The organism is Streptomyces sclerotialus, assembly GCF_040907265.1.
Classification (GTDB): Bacteria; Actinomycetota; Actinomycetes; order Streptomycetales; family Streptomycetaceae; genus Streptomyces; species Streptomyces sclerotialus.
In genome coordinates this window covers 4,964,921-4,990,723 of the sequence record NZ_JBFOHP010000002.1, presented here as the reverse complement: position 1 = coordinate 4,990,723, position 25,803 = coordinate 4,964,921, and the positions used below count along the sequence as shown (strand labels likewise).

Annotated in this window: 18 protein-coding genes, 1 pseudogene and 1 riboswitch; of the genes and pseudogenes, 8 read left to right on the top strand and 11 right to left on the bottom strand. The window is 73.1% G+C overall.

Features of this window, described 5'->3' with window-relative positions; translation table 11 throughout:
• The first annotated feature begins 86 nt into the window (after positions 1-86).
• A complete protein-coding gene (locus AAC944_RS22195) occupies positions 87-1,013 on the top strand; it encodes a peptidoglycan-binding protein (RefSeq protein ID WP_030609763.1) in 927 nt (308 codons plus the stop codon).
• Between the two features lie 224 nt (positions 1,014-1,237).
• Here the strand turns inward: AAC944_RS22195 and AAC944_RS22190 are convergent, their stop codons facing one another.
• The 5 genes from AAC944_RS22190 to AAC944_RS22170 all read right to left on the bottom strand — a co-directional run bounded on the left by AAC944_RS22190 (position 1,238) and on the right by AAC944_RS22170 (position 9,165).
• Positions 1,238-2,701, bottom strand: a complete 1,464-nt coding sequence (locus AAC944_RS22190) for a hypothetical protein (RefSeq protein WP_037771489.1) — start codon at positions 2,699-2,701, stop codon at positions 1,238-1,240.
• A 158-nt stretch (positions 2,702-2,859) separates the two neighbouring features.
• Positions 2,860-3,798, bottom strand: a complete 939-nt coding sequence (locus AAC944_RS22185; RefSeq protein ID WP_030609766.1) for a hypothetical protein — start codon at positions 3,796-3,798, stop codon at positions 2,860-2,862.
• Positions 3,799-4,163: 365 nt separating this feature from the next.
• A complete protein-coding gene (locus AAC944_RS22180) occupies positions 4,164-5,372 on the bottom strand; it encodes a VWA domain-containing protein (protein WP_030609769.1) in 1,209 nt (402 codons plus the stop codon).
• Positions 5,369-8,011 (bottom strand): DUF5682 family protein, encoded by a 2,643-nt coding sequence (locus AAC944_RS22175; protein WP_078888347.1) that lies wholly within the window; start codon positions 8,009-8,011, stop codon positions 5,369-5,371. Before AAC944_RS22175 ends, AAC944_RS22180 begins: the two co-directional genes overlap by 4 nt.
• A complete protein-coding gene (locus tag AAC944_RS22170; protein ID WP_030609775.1) occupies positions 8,008-9,165 on the bottom strand; it encodes an ATP-binding protein in 1,158 nt (385 codons plus the stop codon). Before AAC944_RS22170 ends, AAC944_RS22175 begins: the two co-directional genes overlap by 4 nt.
• A 153-nt stretch (positions 9,166-9,318) precedes the next feature.
• Here AAC944_RS22170 and AAC944_RS22165 point away from each other — a divergent pair, with 153 nt between their 5' ends.
• The gene (locus AAC944_RS22165; RefSeq protein WP_051871485.1) at positions 9,319-10,857 is read left to right on the top strand and encodes an SWIM zinc finger family protein; all 1,539 of its coding nucleotides are present in this window, start codon (positions 9,319-9,321) and stop codon (positions 10,855-10,857) included.
• A gap of 102 nt (positions 10,858-10,959) precedes the next feature.
• Complete coding sequence (locus tag AAC944_RS22160) at positions 10,960-12,777, top strand: DUF5691 domain-containing protein (RefSeq protein ID WP_368396402.1); 1,818 nt, start codon at positions 10,960-10,962, stop codon at positions 12,775-12,777.
• Between the two features lie 146 nt (positions 12,778-12,923).
• On the opposite strand, the gene AAC944_RS22155 is transcribed toward AAC944_RS22160, so the two are convergent.
• Positions 12,924-13,391, bottom strand: a complete 468-nt coding sequence (locus AAC944_RS22155) for a cobalamin B12-binding domain-containing protein (RefSeq protein WP_438272749.1) — start codon at positions 13,389-13,391, stop codon at positions 12,924-12,926.
• Positions 13,392-14,262: 871 nt separating this feature from the next.
• On the opposite strand from AAC944_RS22155, the gene AAC944_RS36550 reads away from it, so the two are divergent.
• Both AAC944_RS36550 and AAC944_RS22145 read left to right on the top strand, forming a co-directional pair.
• On the top strand, positions 14,263-15,267 hold the full coding sequence (locus tag AAC944_RS36550; RefSeq protein WP_078888366.1) for an alpha/beta hydrolase: 1,005 nt from the start codon (positions 14,263-14,265) through the stop codon (positions 15,265-15,267).
• 253 nt (positions 15,268-15,520) lie between these two features.
• A complete protein-coding gene (locus tag AAC944_RS22145) occupies positions 15,521-17,266 on the top strand; it encodes a M23 family metallopeptidase (protein WP_030609791.1) in 1,746 nt (581 codons plus the stop codon).
• A gap of 123 nt (positions 17,267-17,389) precedes the next feature.
• On the opposite strand, the gene pcrA is transcribed toward AAC944_RS22145, so the two are convergent.
• On the bottom strand, positions 17,390-19,876 hold the full coding sequence (pcrA, locus tag AAC944_RS22140) for a DNA helicase PcrA (protein WP_030609794.1): 2,487 nt from the start codon (positions 19,874-19,876) through the stop codon (positions 17,390-17,392).
• A 330-nt stretch (positions 19,877-20,206) separates the two neighbouring features.
• Positions 20,207-20,401, top strand: a riboswitch (cyclic di-AMP (ydaO/yuaA leader).
• 8 nt (positions 20,402-20,409) lie between these two features.
• On the opposite strand from pcrA, the gene AAC944_RS22135 reads away from it, so the two are divergent.
• Positions 20,410-21,591, top strand: coding sequence for a C40 family peptidase (locus tag AAC944_RS22135; protein ID WP_030609797.1), 1,182 nt, complete (start codon positions 20,410-20,412; stop codon positions 21,589-21,591).
• Between the two features lie 138 nt (positions 21,592-21,729).
• On the opposite strand, the gene AAC944_RS22130 is transcribed toward AAC944_RS22135, so the two are convergent.
• Both AAC944_RS22130 and AAC944_RS22125 read right to left on the bottom strand, forming a co-directional pair.
• A complete protein-coding gene (locus AAC944_RS22130; protein ID WP_030609800.1) occupies positions 21,730-22,083 on the bottom strand; it encodes a hypothetical protein in 354 nt (117 codons plus the stop codon).
• Positions 22,084-22,667: 584 nt separating this feature from the next.
• Positions 22,668-23,468 carry an alpha/beta fold hydrolase gene (locus AAC944_RS22125; protein ID WP_196942832.1) on the bottom strand — a complete coding sequence of 267 codons (801 nt, stop codon included), beginning with the start codon at positions 23,466-23,468 and terminating at the stop codon, positions 22,668-22,670.
• A gap of 209 nt (positions 23,469-23,677) precedes the next feature.
• On the opposite strand from AAC944_RS22125, the gene AAC944_RS22120 reads away from it, so the two are divergent.
• Positions 23,678-24,430: a GNAT family N-acetyltransferase gene (locus AAC944_RS22120; RefSeq protein WP_030609806.1), complete on the top strand. Its 753-nt coding sequence runs from the start codon at positions 23,678-23,680 to the stop codon at positions 24,428-24,430.
• On the opposite strand, the gene AAC944_RS22115 is transcribed toward AAC944_RS22120, so the two are convergent.
• Both AAC944_RS22115 and AAC944_RS22110 read right to left on the bottom strand, forming a co-directional pair.
• The gene (locus tag AAC944_RS22115) at positions 24,431-24,619 is read right to left on the bottom strand and encodes a DUF397 domain-containing protein (protein ID WP_037771492.1); all 189 of its coding nucleotides are present in this window, start codon (positions 24,617-24,619) and stop codon (positions 24,431-24,433) included.
• Complete coding sequence (locus AAC944_RS22110; RefSeq protein ID WP_030609809.1) at positions 24,612-25,409, bottom strand: helix-turn-helix domain-containing protein; 798 nt, start codon at positions 25,407-25,409, stop codon at positions 24,612-24,614. The genes AAC944_RS22115 and AAC944_RS22110 overlap by 8 nt, the downstream gene beginning before the upstream one ends.
• Before the next feature lie 90 nt (positions 25,410-25,499).
• On the opposite strand from AAC944_RS22110, the pseudogene AAC944_RS22105 reads away from it, so the two are divergent.
• A pseudogene (locus AAC944_RS22105) lies at positions 25,500-25,742 on the top strand (ATP-binding protein); the annotation flags it as partial.
• Between the last annotated feature and the right edge of the window lie 61 nt (positions 25,743-25,803).

Sequence of the window (25,803 nt, the reverse complement as noted above, 5' to 3'; positions counted from 1 at the left end):
GGTGAACGGGCGGCGCGCGGGAGGACCCGCGCGCCGCTGACCGGGGGACCGGCCCGCAGGAGCCGGGTCGAGGAAGGAGCACGACGATGGCCGAGCCGCTGAGCGCGTCGCGTTTGGTGGAGGTCCTGCGCAAGGAGGGCCTGACCGTCCATGAAGTCCGCAACTGGCGCCGCCACAACAGGAATTCCAAAGGCCCGTGGGGCCCGCTGAACGGCGTGATGATCCACCACACCGTCACCAAGGGCACCGAAAGCTCCGTCAACCTCTGCTACGAGGGCCGGTCCGGACTGCCCGGACCGCTGTGCCACGGCGTCATCGACAAGAAGGGCGAGGTGTGGCTGGTCGGCAACGGCCGCGCCAACCACGCGGGGCTCGGCGACTCCGACGTCCTGCGGGCCGTGGTCAACGAGTCGAAGCTGCCGAACGACAACGCGGCCAACACCGACGGGAACCGCCACTTCTACGGCTTCGAGTGCATCAACCTCGGCGACGGCGACGATCCCTGGCCCGAGGAGCAGAAGGCCGCCATCGAGAAGGTGTCGGCGGCGATCTGCCGGGCGCACGGCTGGACCGAGAGATCCGTCATCGGCCACAAGGAGTGGCAGCCGGGCAAGACGGACCCGCGCGGCTTCACGATGGACGGGATGCGGGACCGCATCAAGAAGCGGCTCGCGGGCAAGCCCGGCGGCGGCAAGGACGAGAAGCCCGCACCGGAGAAGCCGGCGCCCGAGAAGCCGGCACCGGAAAGGCCCCGCCCCGGCACCCGTTACGAGCGGTTCCCCGGCAGCGGCTTCTTCCAGGCCGGGGCGCACAGCCCGATCATCACCGCGATGGGCAAGCGGCTGGTCGCCGAGGGCTGCTCGCGCTACGAGGAGGGCCCGGGCCCGTACTGGACCGAGGCGGACCGGCAGTCCTACGCCGCCTGGCAGCGCAAGCTCGGCTTCTCGGGCAAGGACGCGGACGGCGTACCGGGCAAGGTGAGCTGGGACCGGCTGAAGGTACCGAAGTCCTAGCCACCGGCCTCGTGGGCCCGCACATACGGACGCCGCCGGGCTCCCCCTCCCCAAAGAGGGCGCCCGGCGGCGTTTCCGTTCCGGTTCGAGTGACCGCTCACCTCACGGACATGGCGCGTCCGTGCCGGCGTCCGTCCGGACGGCGTCCCCACAACGCCGTCCCCCGGACATGCGGCCCCTCGCGGTACCGGTACCGCTCCGGCTCACGCCGGAAATCGGGGGCTTCAGCCCGCCAGGGCCGGCAGCACCGGCAGGGCGGGGATGTTGGCGGGGCTGGTCAGGTCGCCCTGGGCGACGTCGACCGGGATGACGCGCTGCACACCGGCGACGGCGTCGCCCGCGGTCTCCTGGCCGTCGGCGGCCACGGTGGTGCCCAGACCCTGCGCGAACGGCACGGCGTCGGCGGCGACACCCTGCGCGTACGGGGCGGCGTCAGCGGCCACGCCCTGGGCGAAGGGGACCGCGTCGGTGACGGTGCCCTCGGCCAGGCCCTGCGCACCGGCGACCGTGCCCTGCGCGAACGGCACCGCGTCGGTGGCCGCGCCCTGCGCGAAGCCCTGCGCGTCGGTCAGCTTGCCCTGCGCGAACGGCACGGCGTCGGCGGCCGCGCCCTCGGCGAACGCCTGGGTGCCGGCGACCGTGCCCTGCGCGAACGGGGTGGCCTGGCCGGCCGCGTCACCGGCGAGCAGGCCCGCGCCGCCCACCGCGTTCTGGGCGACCGGCACGACCTGGCCGACGGCGCGCTGGGCGACGGGCGGCAGCACGTCGGCGGCGGCCTGGTCGACGACCGGGCGGGCACCGGCCAGGGCGCCCTGGGCCGGGTTGGTCAGCGTGCCGGGACGCAGGTCCGTACCGGCCGCGGAGGTGACGAGACCGGTGGCGGAGCCGACGAGGCCGGTGGCGGCGGAGGCGTCGGGCAGCTCCGAGGTGGCGGGCAGCTCGGCGGGGAGCTGGGCGGGGAGCTCAGCGGGGAGCTGGTCGGCGGAGAGACCGGCGGGCAGGTCGGCGGGCAGGTCGGCCGGGAGCTGGTCGGCGGAGAGACCGGCGGGCAGGTCCGCGGGGAGCTCGGCCGGCAGGCCGCTGGGCAGCTCGGCCGCGGGGACCTCGACCGGCAGGCTGCGCAGGTCGAGGGCGGGCACGCCCTCGACGGGCAGGAACGGCACGGCCGGGAGGCGGCCGCCGGCGGTCTCCTGGACCTGGCCGACGGTGCCCTCGGCGGTCTTCTTCACCTTGCCGACGGTCTTGCTCACCTTGCCGGCGCCCTTGACGGTCTTGGTGACCTTGCCGGTCTTGGCGACCTTGCCCAGGTCGGCCTTCTTCTGGACGCCGTTCAGCGTGCCGGTCACGTCGCCGAGACCGTCGGTGGGCAGCGCGTCGGTGGCGGGCAGGCCGTCGGTCAGGGCACCGGTGGCGGGCAGGCCGTCCATGGTGTGCACGTCGCCGCCGCCCAGCGCGCCGGTCACCTGGCCGGCCGTGTTCTCGACGGTGTCGGTCGCCTCGCCCGCGGTCTTCTTCACCGTGTCGGTCAGCTCGCCGGCCGGCAGCTTCTGCTGGAGGGTGCCGGTGAGGGCGCCGGTGTCCGAGGTGCTGACGGGCAGCTCGGCGGCGTTGGCACCGGCGGTACCGAGGGCGAACAGGCCGGTGGCGGCAGCGGCGACGACGATGGAACGGCGGATGTTGTTACGCATGATGGCGATGAGCCCTTCGGATTCCAGGGATGTGACGGGCAGACCTGTCCCGCCCCCGCGCGGCAGGTCAAGGGGTGCTGACGGCCGTCGGATCCCTGTGCGCGTCGTACGTCGACGAAGGCGCGTGTGTACGTCGGGGATCCGGCGGGAGGTCTGCCCTAGCCCGGGAATTCGAGGATGTCGGTGCTGCGCTCGCGCGTCGGCGCGCCGCTCGCGGCCCGTACGCCGCCGGGCACCAGCCCGAAGCGCGGGTCTCCGCCCGGCAGGACGGCGTGCTGGTCCCCGCCTCGGGGGCCGTGGCCGTCACCGGTGAGGTGCTGGGCCGGTGCGACCGGGCCCTGCGGAAGCTGGCCGGGCGGTCCGCCCTGGCCGGGGGTGTCACCGGACCGGTCGTCCGTGGCGTGCACGGCCGTACGGTCCTGGCCGCCGGTGGCGTCCGGGAGGACCGCCGACCGGTCGCCGCCGGTACGGTCCGTGCCGCACCGCTCGGGTACGGCCGCGTGCAGCCGGCCGCCGTCCCGCGCGTCGCTGTGCCGCGGCCGCTCGCCGCTCCCGTCCTGCCCCGCGCTGTCACCGGGCAGCCGCACCGGGAGCCCGGTGGCGTGCCGTACGCCGCTGACGACGTCGTGCACCGGAGCGGTGACCTGGTCGGTGACGGGCTTCAGCCGGTCCGTGAGCGGACGTACGGCCTCGCCGAGCCGCTCCTCGGACGCCTGCGCGCCCTCGGACAGCCGGGCCCCGGCCTGTTGCGCGATGCCCGGCTCCCGCTCCGTCACCGCGCCGGCCTCCGGCTGCCACGCCGCCCCGCCACCGCCGAGCGGCGAACGCCCGTCGGTGGCGGTGTCGGTGGTGGCGGCCGAACCGGTGTCGGTGGCGTCGGCGGAGCCGATGCCGGTGCCGGTGGAAGGAGTGGTACCGGTGGTGGCTTGCGTGAAGGCGCCCTGCGTCTGCTCGGTACCGCTGTCCGCCGCGTGTGCGGTGCCGCCGCCGAAGGCGACGGCGAGGACGACGAACCCGATCAGGAAGAGCCCGGTCAGCAGCGCACGCCGCACGGCCACGGTGCGCGGCAGGCGCACGGCGGCAGGCAGAGCGAGCACAGCAGACAAGGGGGACCTTCCCGGATGGACGGCGACCGGGACCAGGGCGTCAGGCGCCCCGGATCAACCAGCACGTCGCGGGTGATCGAGCGATACGGAGATACTTGCACGAGCAGCCAGGGGCGGCGCAAGTCCCCTGTGCCACCTGTCACTGTTACTCCGCCATGTCCGGTATCGACAGTGACGAAAGGGTGTACGACCTGCGAACACGCCCCTGTACCGGGGCCGGTGGGCCGCCTCGGAACCGCCGCGGCGCCGACTCGCCCTGGCACCGCATCGTCGTCAGGGGCGATGGCTGTCGTCATCGGCCCGGGCGGTCACCGCGTAGCGGGCCCGGGCGGTCACCCCGTGACGGAGCCGTGCGGTCACGCCGTCGTGTCGGGGACCGGCAGCGGGCGCTTCTCCAGCGCGGCCGCCATCACCTCCGGGAACAGATCGGGCGTACAGGCGAACGCCGGTGCACCCAGCGCCCCGAGAGCCGCCGCATGCTCCCTGTCGTACGCGGGCGCCCCCTCGTCCGACAGCGCGAGCAGCGTCACGAACTGCACGCCGGACGCCTTCATCGCCGCGACCCGCTTGACCATCTTGTGGCGTATCCCGCCCTCGTACAGGTCGCTGATGAGCACGACGACCGTCTCCGTCGGCCGGGTGATCCTCGACTGGCAGTACGCCAGTGCGCGGTTGATGTCCGTACCGCCACCCAGCTGCGTCCCGAAGAGCACGTCCACCGGATCGTCGATCTGGTCGGTGAGGTCGACGACCGAGGTGTCGAAGACCACCAGCCGGGTGGAGAGCGCGCGCATGGACGCGAGTACGGCCCCGAACACCGAGGCGTACACGACGGACGCCGCCATGGAACCTGACTGATCGATGCAGAGGATGACCTCCTTCTTGAGGGACTGTGCGGCCCGCCCGTGACCGATCAGCCGTTCCGGCACGACCGTGCGGTGTTCGGGCAGGTAGTTCTTGAGGTTCGCGCGGATCGTGCGGTCCCAGTCGATGTCGCGGTGGCGAGGCCGGCTGATCCGCGCGGAACGGTCCAGCGCGCCGGTCAGGGTGGCCCGCGTCCGGGTAGCCAGCCGCTTCTCCAGCTGCTCGACGACCTTGCGCACGACCGCCCGGGCGGTCTCCTTCGTCGTCTCGGGCATGGCCTTGTGCAGCGAGAGCAGGGTGCCGACCAGGTGTACGTCGGCCTCCACGGCCTCGAGCAGCTCCGGCTCCAGCAGCAGCGTGGACAGGCCCAGCCGGTCGATCGCGTCCCGCTGCATCACCTGGACGACGGAGGCCGGGAAGTAGCGCCGGATGTCGCCGAGCCAGCGGGCCACGGCGGGCGCGGATCCGCCGAGCCCCGCCGACTGCGTCCCGCCGCCTATCCGGTTGCCGCGCCCACCGGGCCCTCCCCCGTCCCCGGCGCCGGGCCCCTCGCCGTACAGCGCACCGAGGGCACCGTCCATCGCGGCGTCCCGCCCCCGCAGTTCACACCCGGTACCGTCGCCCTCTCCCCCGCCCAGCACCAGCCGCCAACGCCGCAGGCGCTCGTCGGCGTGGTGGGTGCCGTCCGTCTCGCTGGTCATCGCCTCTCCCCCGATGCTGTGGTGGTCCGGGCCGGGCCGGTGGTGCCGTGGCCCAGCAGGGCGTGCAAGGTCGGCAGGACGGCCGCGGCGCGGTCACGGTCCAGGCCGGGCCCGAAGCCGGGGGCCGCCGCTTCCTCGGCGCCGGCCCTGCCGTGACCGGCTGCCGTACCGCTGCCGCCGGCCGTTCCGGCGCCGGCGGGGCCGCGCCGGGCGAGCTCGCCCAACGTGCGCCGCACACCCGGCTCGAACTGCGAGAACGTCCGGCGCAGCAACGGCAGTACGTCCGTGAACGCCGCCCCCGGCACCCGCGTCAGCCAGTCGTCCAGCAGCGCCAGCAGCCGCTCGTCGTGGACCAGCAGCATCCCCCCGCCGGCGCCGCCCCCGACGAACCCCTCGATCCAGGCCGCGGCATCACCGGGCGGCACGCCCGGCGAGAGCGCGAGCCCCATGAGCCGCCCGGCACCACCGCCGTCCGCGAGGTCCTCGGTGCCGTCTGCCGGTACTCCGCTGTCGTCCGCCGGTTTTCCGCTGTCGTCCGCCGGTCCTCCGGTGTCGTCCAGCGCGCCGTCGTCGACGAGCATCCGCGCCGCGCGTCCCCGTATGAGCCCGGGTACCGCCTCCCGCTCCGCCAGTACGCGCAGCACGGCGGTCCACCGCTCCCGCAGGCCTGACGCGCCGTCAGGCGACGACAGCCCGGCCCCCTGATCTGCGCGATCCGACTGGACCATGCGGGGCAACTGATCGTGGGACAGCAGTGCCACGGCCTGCTGCGTCGCGTCGAGGTGCGTCCGCATCTCCGCCGCGCCCTCCGCGTCCAGCGACGCGCAGGCCGGCGGCAGACCCACGAAGACACGCTCGGCCAGGCCGGCCGCGACCTCGCGCAGCGCCGCCGCGTCCGTGCCGCGCACGTCGCCGTACCGCACCGACCGCACCAGCGCGGGCAGCGCCTGGGCGAGGTGGCCGACATCGGCGTCGAGCGCGGCCCGGTCGGCCAGTACCCGCATCACCACGGGGAGCGCGTCCGGCAGTTCGGCGAGCAGACAGCGCTCCGCCAGCGCCGTGACCTCGGCGAGCGCGTCGGCGTCCGCCGCGTCGGAGGCCGCCCGCGCCGTGGCGGCGGCGAGCACGGTCGTGCCCCAGATACCCGCCTCCGCGACCCGCACCGACAGCTCCGGCTCCCAGCGCAGCCGCCAGGTCTCCCGGAACGTGCCCGTGCTCGCCCGGGAGTGGGCGGGCACACCCCACGGGATGTCCAGCAGCCGCAGCCGGTGCAGCAGACGGCTGCGCGCGGCGTCGGTCTCCTTGCGCAGATCGAGCTCCAGCTCGCGTTCCTTCGCCTCCGGCTTGAGCCGCAGGGAACGCTGGAGCCGCGCGATGTCGCGCTGCAACGGCACGGCAGGCGCCGACCGCGGCACCTCGCCGAGTACGTCGCCGACCACCAGGCGGTCGTGGATCAGCGAAGCGGGGACGTCCGAGCCGTCGCCCATGACGGCGCGGACCGCGTCCGCGGCCTCGGTGAGCCCGGCGAGCGGGCGGCCGCGCATCGCCGCGAGCGACTCGGCGAGGCGTACCGCTTCGATGACGTGCGCGGTGGAGACCGCGTAGTCCTCCTCCCTGAGCAGGCCGGCGACCTTGGTCAGCCAGCGCTCCATCGGACGGTCGGGGCTGGAGAAGAGGTGGCCGTACCAGCCGGGCGAGGCGATCCCGGCTCCGTAACCGCTGTTCCTGGCCAGCCTGCGGTGCGTCCAGGGCACCCAGGTGACCGACACCTTCGCCTTCGGCAGGCCCTTGAGGAGGGCCCGGTCGGCGGTGACGGCCGTACGGCGGGTGAGTGCCGGGACGTGCCACGCGCCGCAGACGACCGCGATGTCGTCCCCGAACTCCCGCCGCGCCTCGCGCAGTCGGAGCCGCATGTGCGCTTCGCGCACGGCGTCCCTGGTGTGGGAGCCGCGACCCGTGCCGTCCCCGCCGTCCCCGTGCTCCTCCCGCAGCGCTCCCATGGCCTCGGCCAGCGCCTCGAACGGCGCGAGCGCGTCACCGGTACCACCGGCTTCGCCGCCCGTACCGCGGTGCTCGACCACGTCCTCCCACCAGCGCTCCGCGTCGTCGTACCCGGCCGCCGACGCGAGCACCCCGATCGGGTCGACCCGCGCGTCCGGCTCCGGGACAGCGGCCGTTTCCCGCTCCGGGACAGCGGCCGTTTCCGGCTCCGGCGCAACGGCCGTTTCCGGCCCCCGCTCCGGCCCCGCGAGGGAATGCGCCGCCGGAAGGTCGATGAAGCGGACCGGGACGCCGCGCCGTACTGCCCACTGGAGCGCCACCCACTCCGGGGAGAACTCCGCCATCGGCCAGAACGCGGCACGTCCCGGGTCGTCGGCCACGTGCGCGAGCAGCGCGACCGGCGGCCGCATCTCCTCGTCGGCGGCCAACGCCACCAGCGCGTCCGCCTCCGGCGGGCCCTCGATGAGCAGCGCCTTCGGCTCGTACTGCGCCAGGGCCGCGCCGACCGCACGGGCCGAGCCGGGACCGTGGTGCCGCACCCCGAGGAGCCACGGCCCGGCGGTCCGGCGCCCTGCCCCGTCGCGCCCCGCCGCCCCGCGTTCCCCCGCGTCGCGCTCCCCCGGGCCACGCTCCGTCATGCGCTCACCTCCCGGCAGGCGCGGTAGAAGTCCTTCCAGCCGTCGCGCTCGCGGACGACCGACTCCAGGTACTCCTGCCAGACGACCCGGTCAGCCGCCGGGTCGCGGACGACCGCGCCGAGGATGCCCGCCGCCACGTCCGCCGGCCGCAGCACGCCGTCACCGAAATGCGTGGCCAGCGCCAGCCCGTTGGTGACGACGGAGATCGCCTCGGCGGTGGAGAGCGTCCCGGACGGCGACTTGAGCTTCGTACGCCCGTCCGCCGTCAGGCCGTCCCGCAGCTCGCGGAAGACGGTGACGACCCGGCGGATCTCGTCCATGCCGTCCGGCGCGGCAGGCAGGTCCAGCGAGCGGCCGATCTGCTCGACGCGGCGCGTGACGATGTCGACCTCTTCGTCCGGCGTGGCCGGCAGCGGCAGCACGACGGTGTTGAAGCGGCGGCGCAGCGCACTGGAGAGCTCGTTGACCCCGCGGTCGCGGTCGTTGGCGGTGGCGATGAGGTTGAAGCCGCGGACCGCCTGCACCTCCTGCCCCAACTCCGGTACGGGCAGCGTCTTCTCCGACAGCACGGTGATCAGCGTGTCCTGCACGTCCGCGGGGATCCGCGTCAGCTCCTCGACCCGCGCGGTCATGCCCTCGGCCATCGCCCGCATCACGGGGCTGGGCACCAGCGCGTCCCGGCTGGGGCCGTGCGCGAGCAGCTGCGCGTAGTTCCAGCCGTACCGGATCGCCTCCTCCGGGGTACCGGCCGTGCCCTGGACCAGCAGCGTGGAGTCACCGCTGACCGCCGCCGCGAGGTGCTCCGACACCCAGGTCTTGGCCGTGCCGGGAACGCCGAGGAGCAGCAGCGCGCGGTCGGTCGCGAGGGTGGTGACCGCCACCTCCACGATGCGGCGCGGGCCGACGTACTTGGGCGTGATGACCGTCCCGTCGGGGAGCGTGCCGCCGAGCAGATACGTGGCCACCGCCCACGGCGAGAGGCGCCAGCGCTCGGGCCTCGGGCGGTCGTCCGCGGCGGCCAGCGCGGACAGCTCATTTGCGAATGCATCTTCTGCGTGCGGCCGCAGGGCCGTCCCGGCACCCTCCGCCGGCCCGGCTGCCGCGCCCGCCACGCGAGCGCTTTCCGCGCCGTTCTCCGTCTTCGCGTAAGACATGACTCCCCCTCGTCCCAGGCCGTCCGGCCCGCACCCCGCAACCCGCGGGCCGCTTGCGGATTCCAGACTGCACCATGCCACTGACAATCCGCCTCGGCGTGACAAACCAGCAGGTCAGAGCGATTGTCAGTGGCTGGGTCTAGCGTTTTCGACATGCTGGGAACGGATGGGGAACAGACCCTGAAACCCCGAGCGCAGGGGGAACGCTGGACGACCGGGCAGGTGCTGGCGGTGGCGCCCGACGCGGCGTCGCGCAAGGCCGGCGGAAAGCTCGCGACGCCCGGCCCGTGGACGGAGACGGGCGCGGGCGACGGAGCGGTGTGGGGCGTGTGCAAAGGGAGCGGCGGCACTCCCTACCGCACGATGACGGACACGACGGGGCCCGCCTTCAAGTGCAGCTGCCCGAGCCGCAAGTTCCCGTGCAAGCACGCGCTGGGACTGCTGTTGCTGTGGGCGGGAGAGGACGGTTCCGAGGGGGACGCGGAGCGGGCGGTGCCGGCCGGTGAGCCGCCGCAGTGGGTGGCCGAGTGGCTGTCCGGGCGGCGTGAGCACCGCGAGGACCGGCCGGGCACGGGGGACAAGGACGGGGGCAAGGGGGACAAGGGGAGCAAGGGGCTCGCCGATCCCGAGGCGGCGCGGCGGCGGGCGGAGCGCCGGGCGCAGCGGATCGGTGCGGGGGCCGAGGAGCTGGAGCGGCGGCTCGCTGACCTGCTGCGGTCGGGGCTGGCCGCGGCGGACCGCACGGGGTACGGCAGTTGGGACGAGACGGCGGCCCGCATGGTGGACGCGCAGGCGCCCGGACTCGCGGCGCGGGTGCGCGAGTTGGGGTCGATACCGGGCTCCGGGGCCGACTGGCCCTCCCGGCTGCTGGAGGAATGTGCGCTGCTCCACCTCCTCGACGAGGGGTTCCTCGGTATCGAGCGGCTGCCGGAGCCGCTGGCGGCCACGGTCCGCACACGGGTCGGCCTGCCGGCCGACGCGGCCGGCACCGGAGCCGCGGACAGGGCCGGGGCCTCGGACACGGCCGCGGACGGGGCCGCCAGTGGTTCCGTCCGCGGCTCCGCCGATGGTTCCGCCGTCCGCTCCCGGGAGCGGACGGTCCGGGACCGGTGGCTGGTACTGGCGCAGCAGGACCGTGAGGAAGGCCCACAGGGGAAGCTGACCACGCGGCGCATATGGATGAGGGGCGAGCGGACGCGGCGGATGGCGCTGCATCTGTCCTTCGCGGGACCGGGGCGGGCCCACGACCTCGCCCTGCCGCCGGGGCTCGTCCTGGACGCCGACCTGACGTACCACCCCGGCGCCCGCCCGCTGCGCGCCACCTTGGGCGAGCGGTACGCACCGGCCGCTCCGGGGGACATGCCGGCCGGGTGCGGTACGGACGCCGCGCTCGCGGCCTACGGTGACGCGCTGCGCGATGACCCGTGGCTGGACTCCTGGCCGGTGGTGCTCGCCGATGTCGTACCGATACCGGCCCGGCCGCCGGCGCCCGGGCGGCCGGGTACGGGCTGGCAACTGGCCGACGCGGACGGCGAATCGGCCCTGCCCGTGGACCCGCGCTGCGAGGGCGGCGCGGGCCTGTGGCAGCTCGCCGCCGTCTCCGGCGGCGGCCCCGTCACCGTCTTCGGCGAGTGCGGCCACCGCGGCTTCGTCCCGCTGACGACGTGGGATCCGGCCCCGGTGGCGCTCTGAGGGAAGCGGGCGGAGGGACGGGCAAGTGGGCGATCGAGCAAGTGGGCATCCGGGCAAGCGGTGAGCGGGAGGGGTACGGAGGCCGTGAGTGAGGCGAGAGGGATGAGTGGAAGCGCTGCTCCGTGGGGGGAGCTGGTCAGTGCCGCGCTGCTCGGGACGGAGCGGCGGACACCGGACGTTCCGGTGCGTGCGGGGCAGGACCCGGCCGCCGCGCTGCTGGACGCGGCCGCGGTGAGCACGGTACGGCGGCGGGCCGGCCTGCGCCCCGCCCCGGCGGCGGAACGGCCGGCCCCGGCCCCGCCGGACCCGCGCCCCGAGCTGCCGGACGCGGCGCGGCGCAGGCTCGCGCTGTTGCTGGCCGACCGTGGCGGGCACGCCGGCAGTCGGCGGGGCGCGGCCCCCGACCTGACGGAGCTGCTGCCGCAGTGGCTCGCCGCTGCCGGGGAGCGGGGGTACCGCGCGCCTGCCGCGCTGCTGCCCGCGCTGCTGGACGCGGCCAGGGCCCGTACGGATCTGCGGCCCGCCGCGCTCGCGCTGGCCGGGCCGCGTGCGCTGTGGCTGGCGCGGCTGAACGACGACTGGAAGTTCGCGCTGCGCGGCATCGGTGGCGCGGCGGCGATACCGGCCCGGCGGGACCAGGAGGCGAGTCGGCGCCTGTGGGAGGAGGGGCTGTTCGCTGAGCGGGTGGCGTTGCTGTCCGCGACCCGGCGCCTCGATCCGGCGGCGGGCCTGGCCCTGCTCACGAGTACGTGGGCCACCGAACGGGCCGAGGACCGGCTGATGTTCCTGGACTCGCTCCGGGACGGGTTGTCGTCCGCCGACGAGCCCTTCCTGGAGAAGGCGTTGTCCGACCGCAGCCGGAACGTCCGGGCGACGGCGGCCGAGCTGCTGTCCGCCCTCCCCGACTCCGCCCTGGCCGCCCGTATGGCGGAACGCGCGACGGCCTGCCTGCGGCTCGCGGTCCCGGGAGAGGAAGGGGAGGAAGGCCCGATGGCGGGACCAGGGGGAGGCCCGGAAGAGGGGACGGACGGGAGTACGGCCCGGTCGGGCGGGGATACGCCCCGGTCGGGCCGGGATTCGGCCGAGTCGGACGGGCGCGGTGCGGTCCTGGTCGTCGGGGCGCCGCAGGCCTGTGACGCGGGGATGGAGCGGGACGGGGTGGTGGCGAAGGCTCCCGCCGGGCGGGGCGAACGGTCCTGGTGGCTGGGCCAGTTGCTGGAGTCGGCGCCGCTGGGGGTGTGGTCCGGGCGGCTGGGCGGCCGCGGTCCGGCGGAGATCGTCGCGCTGCCGGTGACCGACGGGCGGCGTACCGAGGTGCACGACGCCTGGTGCCGGGCGGCGGTGCGCCAGCGGGACGCCGCCTGGGCGCGGGCGCTCCTGGGCCCCCCGTCCGCGGCAGCCGCGTCACAGGGCACCGACGTCACAGGCAGGGGCGCCACGAGCGCGGGTCTCTCGGGCCCCGGCACCCCGGGCGCCGGCGGGGAGGCCGGGTCGTCGCGGGACGCGGCGAAGCTGCTCGGCGTGCTGCCGGAGGAAGAACGTGCGGCGTGGGTCGCGGAGTTCATCGCGTCGCACGGGCTGTCGGACGCGTTCCGGCTGCTGGGGGTGTGCGCCGTGCCCTGGACGGAGCCGCTCGGCACGGCGGTCGTGGACGCCCTGGACATCGCGCGGGACGCCGGGAGTTACCCGTGGAGCTTCAGCGGAGTGATGGGGCTGGCCGAGCGGTGCCTGGACCCGGCCGCCGCCGACCGGCTCGACCGGCTCACGGCGCGGGGCGACGAACCGGAGGACGGCTCGCCGGGCGCTGACGGCTACTGGTCCGAGGCCTTCCAGCGCCTCGTCGGCACCCTCCGGCTCCGCGCCACGATGCACGCCGAGCTCGCCGGGCCGGGGCCGCGGTCCGCCGAGGCGGAGTCATGAGCCCCCGCGCGGCGCCGCGGCCCCGGGCGCCCGGACACCCCGAGGCCGGCCCGGCTCCCGCACCGACGCACAGGTCCGCGCCCGGACCGACGCACAGGTCCGCGCCCGGCCCGGTACCCGTCGCCGCAGTTCCCCGCGGCGCCCGGTCAGGCCGTCAGCTGGCGGACGTTGGCGGTCACCCATTCGACGATGGAGGCCGTCGTCGCGCCGGGGGTGAAGATCTCCGCGACGCCCTGCTCCTTGAGCGGGGGGATGTCGGCCTCCGGGATGATCCCGCCGCCGAAGACCTTGATGTCCTCCGCGTCGCGCTCCTTGAGCAGTTCGATCACCTTCGCGAAGAGGGTGTTGTGCGCCCCCGAGAGGATCGAGAGGCCGATCGCGTCGGCGTCCTCCTGGATCGCGGTGTCGACGATCTGCTCCGGCGTCTGGTGGAGCCCGGTGTAGATGACCTCCATACCGGCGTCACGCAGTGCCCGCGCGATGACCTTGGCACCGCGGTCGTGGCCGTCGAGCCCCGGCTTGGCCACCACCACACGGATCGGACCGGCGACGTTCGCTCCGCTCACTCCGCCTCGGCTCTCCGATTGACCCACTTGATGCCGAGCCACACCCATCACTGCCTCCAAGCCAAGCGCGGCACATGCCTTGACCAGTGCCGTCGAGCCGACAACCGAATACGCGGCCACCCGGGCGGCCGCCAGCGTGAACGAACGTTATCCCCAGCATCGCGTACGGAGCCGTTTCGCGACATGGAGGGAGGGGGAAATCACACGTGGGACACGTTCGCTACGCGCCGTACGCCGCATCACCTCCCGCCGCCGCGAGGCGGCGGGGGCGTCTGCGGGGCGGCGCAGGGAGCCGCAGCAGGTCGTCGCACCGCCGCGTCGTGAGCCGCGCGGCACGGAGGTGCGCATTCCGGGTACGTACAGGCCCTATGCACACGCACGGTGTGCGGGGAACAGGTACCGCGTCACGTACGGATGGGACGTACGTCAGACGTAGGAGCAGCGGGGACACACGTCGGGCCGGGTATCCGTCGGGTGCCGCCCTCGGTGACAACCACCGGCTGGTCCGTACCGGTACCGCAACTCACAGGCGAGCACGGTGTACGGGGACCGTGTACGCACCCGACGGCTCCCCATGAGGGCATGACGGGGGACAGAGGCGTCCTCCGCGTGCCGTTCGGGAGGTCGGCCGATGAAGGCCTTGCCCTTTCTCTGCTGTCTGATCCGCCCCTCCGCCGCCATGCTGCGCGTCACGGCCTGGGAGCTGGCGGTGCTCGCCGGGCACCTGCTGCTGTACCCCACGGGCGTCTCGCAGGAGCAGGCCGCGGCAGCGGCGGCACGCGCCCGTGCCCGTGCGGCCGCCGCTGCCACCACCACTGACGCCGCCGGTACCCACCCCGACGCCCCCGCCGCGCTCGACGCGGTCGACGGGGCCGCCGGCACCACCGTCGGCGCGGTACGGCACGCCGTGACCGATGACATCGCCCGCGCCCGGGGGGCCAGAACCAGAGCGGACACCGCACCGGGCGCCGAACCGAACACCGGGGCGGACGCCACAACGGGCGCCGCAACGGGCGCCGGGACGAAGACGACCGGAGCCGGCCGTCGGCCGCGCGCCAAGGCAGCGGCCGCAACCGGCACCGGGACCGGAACAGGCGCCGGGACCGCACCAGGTACCGACGCGGGAGCGCAGGCCGGGTGCGGGGCTGAGCGGCTGCCCGCGCCGGCTCTCCTGCCGACCGAGGGCCGGTCGCACCCGCCCGTGCTGCTGCTGCACGGCTTCATCGACAACCGTTCCGTCTTCGTACTGCTGCGCCGTTCGCTGCGCCGGCACGGCTGGCGCCACCTGGAGGCGCTCAACTACTCCCCCCTCACGTGCGACATACGCAAGGCCGCCGAGCTGCTGGGGCGCCACGTGGAGGATCTCTGCGAGCGGACCGGTCACCGCCGTATCGACATGGTCGGACACAGTCTCGGCGGTCTGATCGCGCGGTACTACGTGCAGCGGCTGGGCGGGGACGCACGGATCCGGACACTGGTCACGCTCGGTACGCCGCACGGGGGCACCCGCCTCGCGGCGCTGCTCCCCGCGCACCCGCTCGTGCGCCAGATGCGGACGGATTCGGACGTGATCAAGGATTTGGCCCGGCCCGCGCCGAATTGCCGGACGCATTTCGTCTGCTTCTGGAGCGATCTCGATCAGATGATGGTTCCGGCCGAGACGGCACGGATCGATCATGAAGATCTCCGGGTCCGGAACATCCATGTCTCCGGTGTCGGACATCTGGCCTTTCCGGTCAACGGTGCGGTCGCCGCCGGCATCCGCGAGGCGCTGGCCTCCCCGGATCCGACGGACCCGGCACAGCCGGCGAGTCCCGGCATCCCGCCCGGCACATCACCCGTGCCCTCGTCCGGGTCCTCGTCCGGGGCGCCGCCCGGGACCTCCCCCGGAGAAACCGCCTCCGACCAGGCATCCGTCGCCTGACCTCCCGGATCCGGCCAACCCGGCCCGTCGTCGGGTCGAGCGTCCGAACCCCCGCGCCCGACCCGACATCCACACCAATTGATCTCGAACATTCTTCGAACGCGGCGCCAAGAACGCGCCTGACGTCCTCCGAAAGACGGCCAAATGCCCGGTCTGGAAGGGCCCGAAACCTACGGAAGATTGTCGCCGTCGCATACCGCCGGGTACAGTCGCCGCTAATTCTCCTGCTGCCGAGGCGAAAGAGAAGTTGGTGGTGAACGACCGTCACCCGTCGGGGAACCAAGACCCGACCGGCTCTGCTGCTGACGCCTCGTACGGGCCCCATCCCGGTTACGAGTCGCACGGGCAGCAGGACACCCAGCTCGGTTACGCCGCGTACGACGGGTACACCACCGGAACGTACGACACCGGGGCGTATGCCACCGGAGCGTACGACCCGACCATGTACGAAGCGGCCGCCTACGACTCCGGGGCCTACGGCACGGTGACCTACGACGGTGGGCCGACGCACGACGGCGGAGCGTACGACACCGGCAGCTACGACGTGAGCGGTGCGTACGACGCCAACGCGACATACGACACCGGTACGTACGCCACCGGGTACGGGACGGGCGCGTACGACCCGTATGCGTACGGGTCGTACGACAACACCGGCAGTGACACCGGCACCGGCACCGGTACCGGTACCGGTACCGGCAGCTTCGACATGAGCGGTGCGTACGATCCGAGCGCGTCGTACGACGCCGACACCGGTGCGTACGACACCACTGGCGCGTACGGCATCGCTGGTACGTACGATGCCGCCGGTTCGTACGACGGGTACGCCGCGCAGGACGCCGGTGCCGCCACCGGGCAGTGGGACAGTGAGGCCTGGTCCGGCGCCGAGGGGTACGACTCGGCCTATCAGGGCGCGCAGTTCGAGACGGCCCAGTACGAGCCAGGCCAGTTCGAGGCGGACCCGTTCGAGACGGCCCAGTTCGACGCGACGCAGTTCGGGACCGGCCCCTTCGACACCGGACAGTTCGACACCGCGCAGTTCGACATCGGTCAGTTCGATGTCGCGGGCGACGACGCGGCAGCCGCCGTCGGCGAAGCCGCCCCCGACGGCACGGCCTACGACGAGGCCCCCGACGACGATCTCCACTCCGCCGTCACCACGATCATCCCCGCCCCCGCCGTCTCCCCCGAGGGCGCTCCCGAAGGCGCCGGGGCCGCTCCCGGTGGCCGCCGGGCCGCCCGGCGTGAGGCGCACGGGAGCGGCGGCGGCCGGGGCCGGCGGCGTACGCCGAAGAAGTCCGCGCTGCTGACCGTCGCCGTGCCGTCCGTGGCGGCCATGGGCGTGTGCGCCGTGGCGGCCGCCTCCGTCTCCGGAGCGACGGACAAGGACGAGGACACCGCCGTGCAGGCCGCGTCGGACGCCTCGGCCGTGAAGCCGTCCGCCGCGAACAACAAGCTGGACTCCCAGCTCTCCAACCTCAGCGCGGACGCGAACGACTTCGCCGACCGTGCCAGCCGTACGCAGGAACGTCTCGACCTGCAGGCCCGGGCGGCCGCCGAGAAGAAGCGCAAGGCCGAGGAGGCCGCGCGCAAGGAGGCGCTGCGTCCGAAGTTCGCATTGCCGGTCAAACAGCACGGGCTGAGCGCGCTGTACGGGCAGGCCGGCGTCAACTGGATGTCGCTGCACTCCGGGATCGACTTCCCGGTCAGCTACGGCACGCCCGTGATGGCCGCGACCGACGGCACGGTCGTCACCAAGTGGAACCCCGCCTACGGCAACATGGTGGAGATCACCGCGCCGGACGGCACCGAGACCTGGTACTGCCACCTGAGCAGCGCCAAGATCCGCTCGGGCACGGTCAAGGCCGGCGACGTCATCGCGTACTCGGGCAACTCCGGCAACTCCACCGGGCCGCACCTGCACTTCGAGGTGCATCCGGGCGGCGGTGACGCGATAGACCCGCTGCCCTGGCTGCGCTCCAAGGGCCTCGACCCGAACTGAGGGTCTCGTCTCCAGGGGCCTCGTCCCCGGGGGCCTCGTCCCCACTGAGCCGACCGGAACCACGTACGCCGGTGGCCCGGTCCCCCGAGGGGGCCGGGCCACCTGTGCGTACGGCGCGGACTGCTACAGCTTCTCCACCGGCGCGTACCGCAGCAGCAGCCGCTTCGGCTTCTCGCCGCCGAAGTCGATCGTCGCCTCGGCGTTGTCGCCGCTGCCCTTGACCCCGACGACCGTGCCGAGCCCGAAGCTGTCGTGCGAGACGCGGTCACCGATGGCCAGCGCGACCACCTGCCGGTCCTTCGCCCGCCGGGTCGCGAAGCCGCTCGGCCCGGCCTTGCTCCGCGAGGAGGTGACCGAGGAACCGAAGCCGCCGCCGGACAGGCCCGAGGAGAGCCCGCCCATGGAGGCGGACGGCGTCGCCGGCCCGGTCCGCTTCCATTCGACGTACTCGTCCGGGATCTCCTCCAGGAAGCGGGACTGCGGGTTGTACTGGGGCTGGCCCCAGGCGCTGCGCATCGTGGAGCGGGTGAGGTAGAGCCGCTCCTGGGCGCGGGTGATGCCGACGTACGCCAGCCGCCGCTCCTCCTCCAGCTCCTTGGTCTGGCCGAGCGCGCGCATGTGCGGGAAGACGCCGTCCTCCATGCCGGTCAGGAAGACGGTCGGGAACTCCAGGCCCTTGGCGGTGTGCAGGGTCATGAGCGTGATGACGCCCGTGCCCTCCTCGTCCTCGTCGGGGATCTGGTCGGAGTCGGCGACCAGGGCGACCTGCTCCAGGAAGTCGGAGAGCGTGCCGGGTCCCGGGGCGGCGGCCCCTGATGTCTCCGTCTCGGCGCGGTCCTGCTCGAATTCGAGGGCGACCGCCGCGAGCTCCTGGAGGTTCTCGATCCGGGTCTCGTCCTGCGGGTCCGTGGACGCCTGGAGCTCGGCCAGATAGCCCGTACGCTCCAGGACCGCTTCCAGGACGGTCGCGGGCCCGGCGCCGGACTCCGCGATGGTCCGCAGCTCCTCCATGAGCGTGTTGAAGCGCTTGACGGCGTTCGCGGAGCGGGCGGCCATGCCGTACGCCTCGTCGACGCGGCGCAGCGCCTGCGGGAAGGTGATCTTCTCGCGCAGCGCGAGCGCCTCGATCATGGCCTCGGCGCGGTCGCCGATGCCGCGCTTGGGCACGTTCAGGATGCGGCGCAGCGGGACGGCGTCCTCGGGGTTGGCCAGCACGCGCAGGTACGCGAGGACATCCCGGACCTCCTTGCGCTCGTAGAACCGCACGCCGCCGACGACCTTGTAGGGCAGCCCGACCCGGATGAAGACCTCTTCGAAGACACGGGACTGGGCGTTGGTGCGGTAGAAGATCGCGACGTCGCCGGCCCTGGTCTCGCCCGCGTCCGTCAGCCGGTCGATCTCGTCGGCGACGAACTGCGCCTCGTCGTGCTCGGTGTCGGCGACATAGCCGGTGATCTTCGGGCCGGTGCCGGCGTCCGTCCAGAGGTTCTTCGGGCGGCGGTTCTCGTTGCGCTCGATGACGGCGTTGGCGGCCGAGAGGATCGTCTGCGAGGAGCGGTAGTTCTGCTCCAGCAGGATCGTGGTCGCGTCCGGGTAGTCCTCCTCGAACTGGAGGATGTTCCGGATCGTGGCGCCGCGGAAGGCGTAGATCGACTGGTCGGCGTCGCCGACGACGCACAGCTCGGCGGCGGGCACCTCGGGCGTCCCGGGGCCCACCAGCTCGCGCACGAGGGTGTACTGGGCGTGGTTGGTGTCCTGGTACTCGTCGACCAGGACGTGCCGGAAGCGGCGGCGGTAGTGGTCCGCGACGTCCGGGAACGCCTGGAGGAGGTTCACCGTCGTCATGATGATGTCGTCGAAGTCCAGGGCGTTGGCCTCGCGCAGCCGTGCCTGGTACATCGTGTACGCCTCGGCCAGGGTCTTCTCGAAGCCGTCCGCGGCCGTCGCGGCGAAGTCCTCGTGGTCGATGAGCTCGTTCTTGAGGTTGGAGATCTTCGCACTGAAGGACTTGGGCGGGAAGCGCTTGGGGTCCAGGTCCAGATCGCGGCAGACCAGGGCCATCAGCCGCTTGGAGTCGGCGGCGTCGTAGATCGAGAACGACGACGTGAAGCCCAGCTTCTTGGACTCGCGGCGCAGGATGCGCACGCAGGCGCTGTGGAAGGTGGAGACCCACATGGCGTTGGCGCGCGGGCCGACCAGCTCCTCCACGCGCTCCTTCATCTCGCCCGCGGCCTTGTTCGTGAACGTGATCGCGAGGATCTGGCCGGGGTGGACGCCGCGTGCGCCGAGCAGATGCGCGATGCGGTGCGTGAGGACGCGGGTCTTGCCGGAGCCGGCGCCCGCGACGATGAGCAGCGCGCCGCCGCTGTGCACGACGGCGGCCTTCTGCTGGTCGTTCAGCCCCTCCAGCAGCGCGGCCGGGTCGACCGCCGGGCGGGCGGCGCCGTCGCGGTAGTACGCGTCCCTCGGCGCGGGTGCGTCGTAGCGGCCGCCGAAGAGGTCGTGCGGCACCTCCTCCGCTGCCGGACGGTCCTCGTCCTCGGGAGGCGGCGGCTCCTCGTCCTTGGGCTCGAGGTCCGCCAGGAAGCTGTCGTCAAAGAGGCTGCTCATCGCCCACCGAGTCTAGGCCGCCCCACCGACAGCCCGGCCCCGCCCGCGGAATTCGGGGGCAAGGACACACCTGGGGCGGGGCGGACGGGCGGCCGCGGAGCATACGGCACGCGGCATCCGGTCACGGACGGACAACACCACCGGACAGTCCGTGGTCACAGCCGGGCGCACATCGGCACGGACACGATCAGGTCACGAAAAGATTGCGGGCAAATCGAACATCAGCCTTCACAGGAGTCACACGAGTTGGTTACCGTGCCGACCGGGCAGCCCGCCCCACCGCCGGTGACAGCACCGGCACGGGCCGCCCCGCCGAGTCCGGCCTGTCCGTACGCACGACAGCCGGAGCCGGGGACCCTCCCTCCTGTCGCCGCCTTCGGCCCAGGAGGGCCCACGTACGACCGGGGTGAATCGGCCGCTGCGGAGCGATCCGCACGGCCGTAGGGCACCTTCCGTAGTACGCCGCAGCAATGCGGCATCGCCCGAACCCGACAGCTAACCCGGTAGGCGGTCCACGGAAGGAGTCGCCGGCCTTGGCGTCTCATCGCAAGCCGCGCACCCGCATGCTCACCGTGCCCGCGCACCGCCGCACGGCGGCCGGGCTCACCACCGCAGCGCTGGCCTCGGTCACGCTGCTCACCCAGACCGCGGACGCGGCCCCCAGGAAGCCCGAGCCCTCCATCGAGGAGGTCAAGAAGAAGGTCGACGGCCTGTACCGGCAGGCCGAGGTCGCCACCCAGAAGTACAACGCCGCCAAGGAGCGCGCCGGCACCCAGCGCGAGAAGGTGGACGGGCTGCGGGAGGCCGCGGCCCGGCGGACCGAGAAGATGAACGAGGCCCGGCGTGAGCTGGGCACCTTCGCCTCCGCGCAGTACCGCTCCGGCGGGCTGAGCCCGACCGCGCAGCTGATGCTGGCGCAGGACCCGCAGCAGTTCGTGGACCGCAACCACCTGATGGAACGGCTCACCGGCCGCCAGCAGGAGGCCGTCGCCGACTACCAGGACCAGCAGGCGCAGGCCGCACGTAAGCGGACGCAGGCGGTCAAGGGCCTGGAGGAGCTGCAGAAGTCCCAGGAGACGCTGAAGACGGCCAAGCAGGACGTCCAGGGCAAGCTGACCGAGGCCCGGGAGCTGCTGTCCCGGCTGACCGCGCAGGAGAAGGCGCGGCTCGCGGAGCTGGAGCGCAAGAAGGAGGCCGAGGCGCAGCGCAAGGCCGAGGAGCTGGCGCGGGAGCAGGCCGAGCGCGAGCGGCAGGAGCAGCAGGACGGCGGTACGGGCGGCGGCACGGGCGGTACGGACGGCGGGTCCGGGTCCGGGACGGGCAGCGGGTCCGGTACCGGCTCCGGGACGTCCGACGGTGCGTACGCCACCAAGGCGGAGAAGGCCATCGCCTTCGCCCGCGCGCAGCTGGGCAAGCCGTACGTCTGGGGCGCGACCGGCCCCACGTCGTACGACTGCTCGGGGCTCACCCAGGCCGCGTGGAAGGCGGCGGGCGTTTCGCTGCCGCGGACGACCTGGGACCAGGTGAAGACCGGCACGCGGGTCGCGACGAAGGATCTGCAACCGGGTGACCTGGTCTTCTTCTACGACGACATCAGCCACGTCGGGATGTACATAGGCGACGGCAAGATGATCCACGCCCCGAAGCCGGGCACGAACGTCCGCGTGGAGTCGATCTACTACATGCCGATCTACGGGAACGTACGACCGGCCTGAGCCCCTGGCCAGCCCCCGGAACGACGAAGTGCGCGGCCGCCCTCGGGCAGCCGCGCACTTCGCGTGTCGTGTGTCCGTCGCGCCGGACCGGGCCGGGTGTACCGGGACCGGGCCGGGTGTGCCGGAACGGGCCGGGTGTCAGGTCCAGAGCACGGCGATGCAGATGTTGACGACCGTGAGCAGGCCGACGAGCCCGAAGAGCGGCTTCTCGACCTTCTCCTCGTCCCGCTTCACGTAGACCAGGCCGAGGATCACGATCAGGACGGCGAGCTTGACGCCGATCTTGATGTTGTCGACCGCGTAGTCCTGCATCTGGTTCAGGCCCACCAGGACGACGCCGGTCACCAGCATCGTGATCGCGCCGTGCAGCATCGCGGGCACGAAGCGGGCGGTGCCCGCGCCCATCGCCTTCATCTGCGTGAGGAAGCCGCCGAGCAGCGAGGCGATGCCGATGATGTGCAGGATGACGAACACATTGATCACTACGTCCATAGTGGTCGATCGTAACTGCGCCGCCGCGCCGCCCGGCGGGCAGGTCCGCCCCGCCACGGCTCGAACGGTCGCTCGCCTTCCGGTCGCACTGTCGCACGTCGCCGGTCAGCAGCGTTCACCCGGCGGCGGAAGCGGGCACGGCCCAGTGAGGGAACGGGCAATCGGCGGCAACGACCGCCCGGCCGCCGCCGGGAGGTTTAGCGTCCTCGTTCAGGCGGCCGGCTCCCCACCACCGTCGGATCCGCCCCGGCGGCCGCCGGCCGCCCCCGCCGAAGGTACGGCGGTGGTCCGCTCCCCCTTGAACACGGACCGCCGCCGTACCAGGGGAAGCAGCGGGGCCTCAGGGGCGTCATGACGCTTTGCTGACGCGAGTGGGCCTACGGAATTACTGAGACAACTGACGTCACATGGCACCGTTTCAGCCACCCGCGCCGCCCGTTTTCCGATCTGGTCCAGCGGTCGATCAATTCCGCCGCGGAATTCGACCGCCCGGTCGCATTTGGTCCTCCGCGCCACCCGGCCAGCCGGTAACACCGGGCCTTCCGGCCATATTCAGCCACAGAGAAACCGCACCGGCGCACCGGTCAATGCAGTCGCGGCACATGGCCGCTCACCACGAAGTCCCGCAGCAGGTCCATCGACTGTTTCGGCGCCTCACGGAAGACGCCGTGCCCCGCGTCGGCCAGCACGTGCAGCCGTACGTCCGTGTGGCTCAGCCGGTGCGCGAAGCGGCGGGCCGCCGAGGCGGTCGCCACCGGGTCCTGCTCGCCCGCCAGGATCATCGTCCGGCACGCCAGCCGGTCCAGCCCGCGCCACGGGTCGAAATCCCGCGCCAGCACGGTCCTGAAGTGGTCCAGCACGTCATCGTTCCAGCGCACCCGGCGCAGCCGGTCCCGGCCGGCCGCGTCCCCGCCCGGCTGCCGCGAGTACAGCGGCAGACAGATCCGCTCCCACGCGTCGGTCGTCTCGTCGCCCACGTCACCCGCCCAGTACCGCAGCGCCACGTCCCGCGCCTCAGGCCCTCCCAGCCGTTCGAACATCTCCAGCCGTTCGTACGTGTCGCCGGGCATCACGCTGTCCAGCACCAGCCCCGCGAACCGGTCCGGGTGCCGGATGGCCGCCAGCAGCGCGACCCACCCCCCGCTGGCCGAACCGACCAGCACGGGCCGCTCGATCTCCAGCGCGTCACAGAAGTCGATCGCGTCGTCCGCCCACCGCTCCCACGTCCACTGCCGCGGCTCGCACCGCACCGAACGGCCGCTGCCCCGCTGATCCAGATAGATGACCTGAGCGAAACCGGCCGCGGCGGAAAGCTCCGGCTTGAACAGGGTGTGATCAGCGCCCGGTCCCCCGTGGAGCAGGACGATCGTCGGCCGTTCGGCCATGTCCGGACCGTCCGTCACCAGTTGGGCCCCCTCCACATCGAAGTAGAGCCGAACACCATCACCGATATGTACCCGCACGGCCCTTGACCTCTCTCAAGCAGCCTTCTTTTTCCAAGGATTCGGGTGGCCCCGGCAGCGTTATGCAAGGGGGCCGAATTCGACCGTCACTATTGCGAAGCTCTCGCAATACGATCGGGTCCGTGGACACAATGACCGAGCACCACCGCGTGCCCGTGGCACGGCCCGAGGTCGTGCGCGCCTGGGTGGACGGCTGGGTGCGTTCGCGCGGCACGGACGGCGCGGTCGAGGTACCGGGCGGCTTCCGGATAGCCGTCGGCCGCACCGACCAGGTCGCGCGGTACGTCCTGCCCTCGGCGGACCCCGCGGTGCTGCGCCGCCTGTCCGTCGCGCTCATCACGCCGGGCCTGTGGCTGAAGGTCTGCGCGCCTCGCTCGGCCGTCGAGCCCGCGCTGCCGGCCTCCTGGGAGTTCCGGACGCCGGAATATCTGATGACCGCCCCTCTGGTCCGCGCGGTGCGCGACGGCTCGGGAACGGCGGGGGTGCCCGACGGGCTCGGGGACGGCCTGGTACCGGGCGCCGCGCCCGCACCGCCGCCGGACCCGGCCGTGCTGCCGGGCGGGTACGTCGTCGAGACGGTCGCCCAGGGCGGCCTCGTCGACGCGCGTGCGTTCGCCGCCACGGGGGAGGTGGCGGCGGGCGGCCGCGTCGCGCTGGCCGGCGCGACGGCCGTCTTCGACCAGGTCCGCACGGACCCGGCACACCGCCGCCAGGGCCTGGGCCGGGTCGTGATGACGGCCCTGGCTGCCCGCGCCGCCCAACGGGGGGCGACGCAGGGCGTCCTGGTGGCCCGGGACGACGGTCTGTCCCTGTACCGGGCCATGGGCTGGGAGCTCCACTCTCCGGTCACCACGGCGGTGCTCCGCAGACGGGGTACGCGGTGACTATTCGCCTCCGGCGGCGTACGCGACAAATGCCGCCCAGGCCGCGGGGGCTATCGCCAAAAGGGGGCCTTCGGGCCCCGCTTTGGAATCCCTCACGTATACGCGTGCCGCGTGGGCAGCGACCTCGACGCAGGCACCGCCCTCGTCGTCGCTGTAGCTCGACTTGCGCCACACGAGCTCGTCACTCATATTCCGCCGCCACCTTCCTCACGAACTCAGCCGACTCCTCGACGCAGAGGGCATGTTGGCGGATCATGCCATGCCGCTGCGTCAACTCACTGACCTTCTCGGCGTCAGCGTAGAGCGCGCTCGTCCGCTGGCCTTCGACGTAGACGTACCGGTCGTGGTCGGTCGTCTCCAGGAGCACCATGGGGCCAATGAGGGCCACTCCGCTGCAGCGGCCCATGGGGAGCACCTGGATCGAGATGTTCCGCAACTCACCGATCTCCAGCAGCCGGCAGAGCTGCCGGTGCATGACCTTGCCGCCGCCGACGCCGGTCCGCAGCGCTGCCTCGTAGATGACGAAGTCGAACACCGCACGCGGCCGGGGCCACAGCGCCTCCTGGCGGCGCAGCCGGGCACTCACCCGTTCCTCGACCGTCTCGTCGTCCGAGGGGGGATAGGTCTCGCTCATCAGGACCCGGGCGTAGTCCTCGGTCTGGAGCAGGCCGGGGATGAGCAGCGGCTCGTACCAGTGCACGGCGATGGCTTCGGCTTCCAGGGCCATGTACTCCTGCGAGCGCGTCGGGTACGGCGCCGGTTTCAGGTAGCTATGCGCTGCCAGGAGCAGGCCGCGTGCGCTGCACATGTCGTCGGCGACCTGGAGGAGGCGGAGGGACGGGCGGCGGCGGCCGAGCTCCATCGACTTGACGGTCTCGTACTCGTAGTTGGCCTCCCGGCCCAAGTCCTCCCGGGAGACACCCGCCTGGGTCCGCCACAGCTTGATCTGGTTACCGCAGTAGCGCCAGGCGTCCGACACAGCCCACCTCCGGGGTCGCGCCGTGTACAACGTCATCGTGTACACGAGTCGTGGCTCCATAACGTAAGCCCGAGCGGTCACGCTCTGCGCATGACTGACGGAACACCTCAGGACATCGAGTGGCGTTTGCCGCGAAGCGCACGGAGCGTCGGGAGGGCGCGTACACTGCTCGCCGCACAGGCGCGGGCGTGGAAGATTCCCGACGAAGTCGCGGACACCGCCGTGCTGTTGCTCAGCGAGCTGGCGACCAACGCGTGCCGGCACGCGCACGTGTCACCGGGCCGGGAGCTGCGCGCACGCGCCGTCGTGCGCGGTGGCCGGCTACGCCTGGAGGTCGCGGACGCGAGCAGCGTGCCGCCGGAGCCGCGGGACGCCGGGCCCGGCGACAAGTCGG

Coding starts and splice junctions, on each gene's coding strand:
- AAC944_RS22195 (WP_030609763.1), top strand. CDS start 87: ATGGCCGAGCCGCTGAGCGCGTCGCGTTTGGTGGAGGTCCTGCGCAAG.
- AAC944_RS22190 (WP_037771489.1), bottom strand. CDS start 2,701: ATGCGTAACAACATCCGCCGTTCCATCGTCGTCGCCGCTGCCGCCACC.
- AAC944_RS22180 (WP_030609769.1), bottom strand. CDS start 5,372: ATGACCAGCGAGACGGACGGCACCCACCACGCCGACGAGCGCCTGCGG.
- AAC944_RS22175 (WP_078888347.1), bottom strand. CDS start 8,011: ATGACGGAGCGTGGCCCGGGGGAGCGCGACGCGGGGGAACGCGGGGCG.
- AAC944_RS22170 (WP_030609775.1), bottom strand. CDS start 9,165: ATGTCTTACGCGAAGACGGAGAACGGCGCGGAAAGCGCTCGCGTGGCG.
- AAC944_RS22165 (WP_051871485.1), top strand. CDS start 9,319: ATGCTGGGAACGGATGGGGAACAGACCCTGAAACCCCGAGCGCAGGGG.
- AAC944_RS22160 (WP_368396402.1), top strand. CDS start 10,960: ATGAGTGGAAGCGCTGCTCCGTGGGGGGAGCTGGTCAGTGCCGCGCTG.
- AAC944_RS22155 (WP_438272749.1), bottom strand. CDS start 13,391: ATGGGTGTGGCTCGGCATCAAGTGGGTCAATCGGAGAGCCGAGGCGGA.
- pcrA (WP_030609794.1), bottom strand. CDS start 19,876: ATGAGCAGCCTCTTTGACGACAGCTTCCTGGCGGACCTCGAGCCCAAG.
- AAC944_RS22130 (WP_030609800.1), bottom strand. CDS start 22,083: ATGGACGTAGTGATCAATGTGTTCGTCATCCTGCACATCATCGGCATC.
- AAC944_RS22125 (WP_196942832.1), bottom strand. CDS start 23,468: ATGGCCGAACGGCCGACGATCGTCCTGCTCCACGGGGGACCGGGCGCT.
- AAC944_RS22120 (WP_030609806.1), top strand. CDS start 23,678: ATGACCGAGCACCACCGCGTGCCCGTGGCACGGCCCGAGGTCGTGCGC.
- AAC944_RS22115 (WP_037771492.1), bottom strand. CDS start 24,619: ATGAGTGACGAGCTCGTGTGGCGCAAGTCGAGCTACAGCGACGACGAG.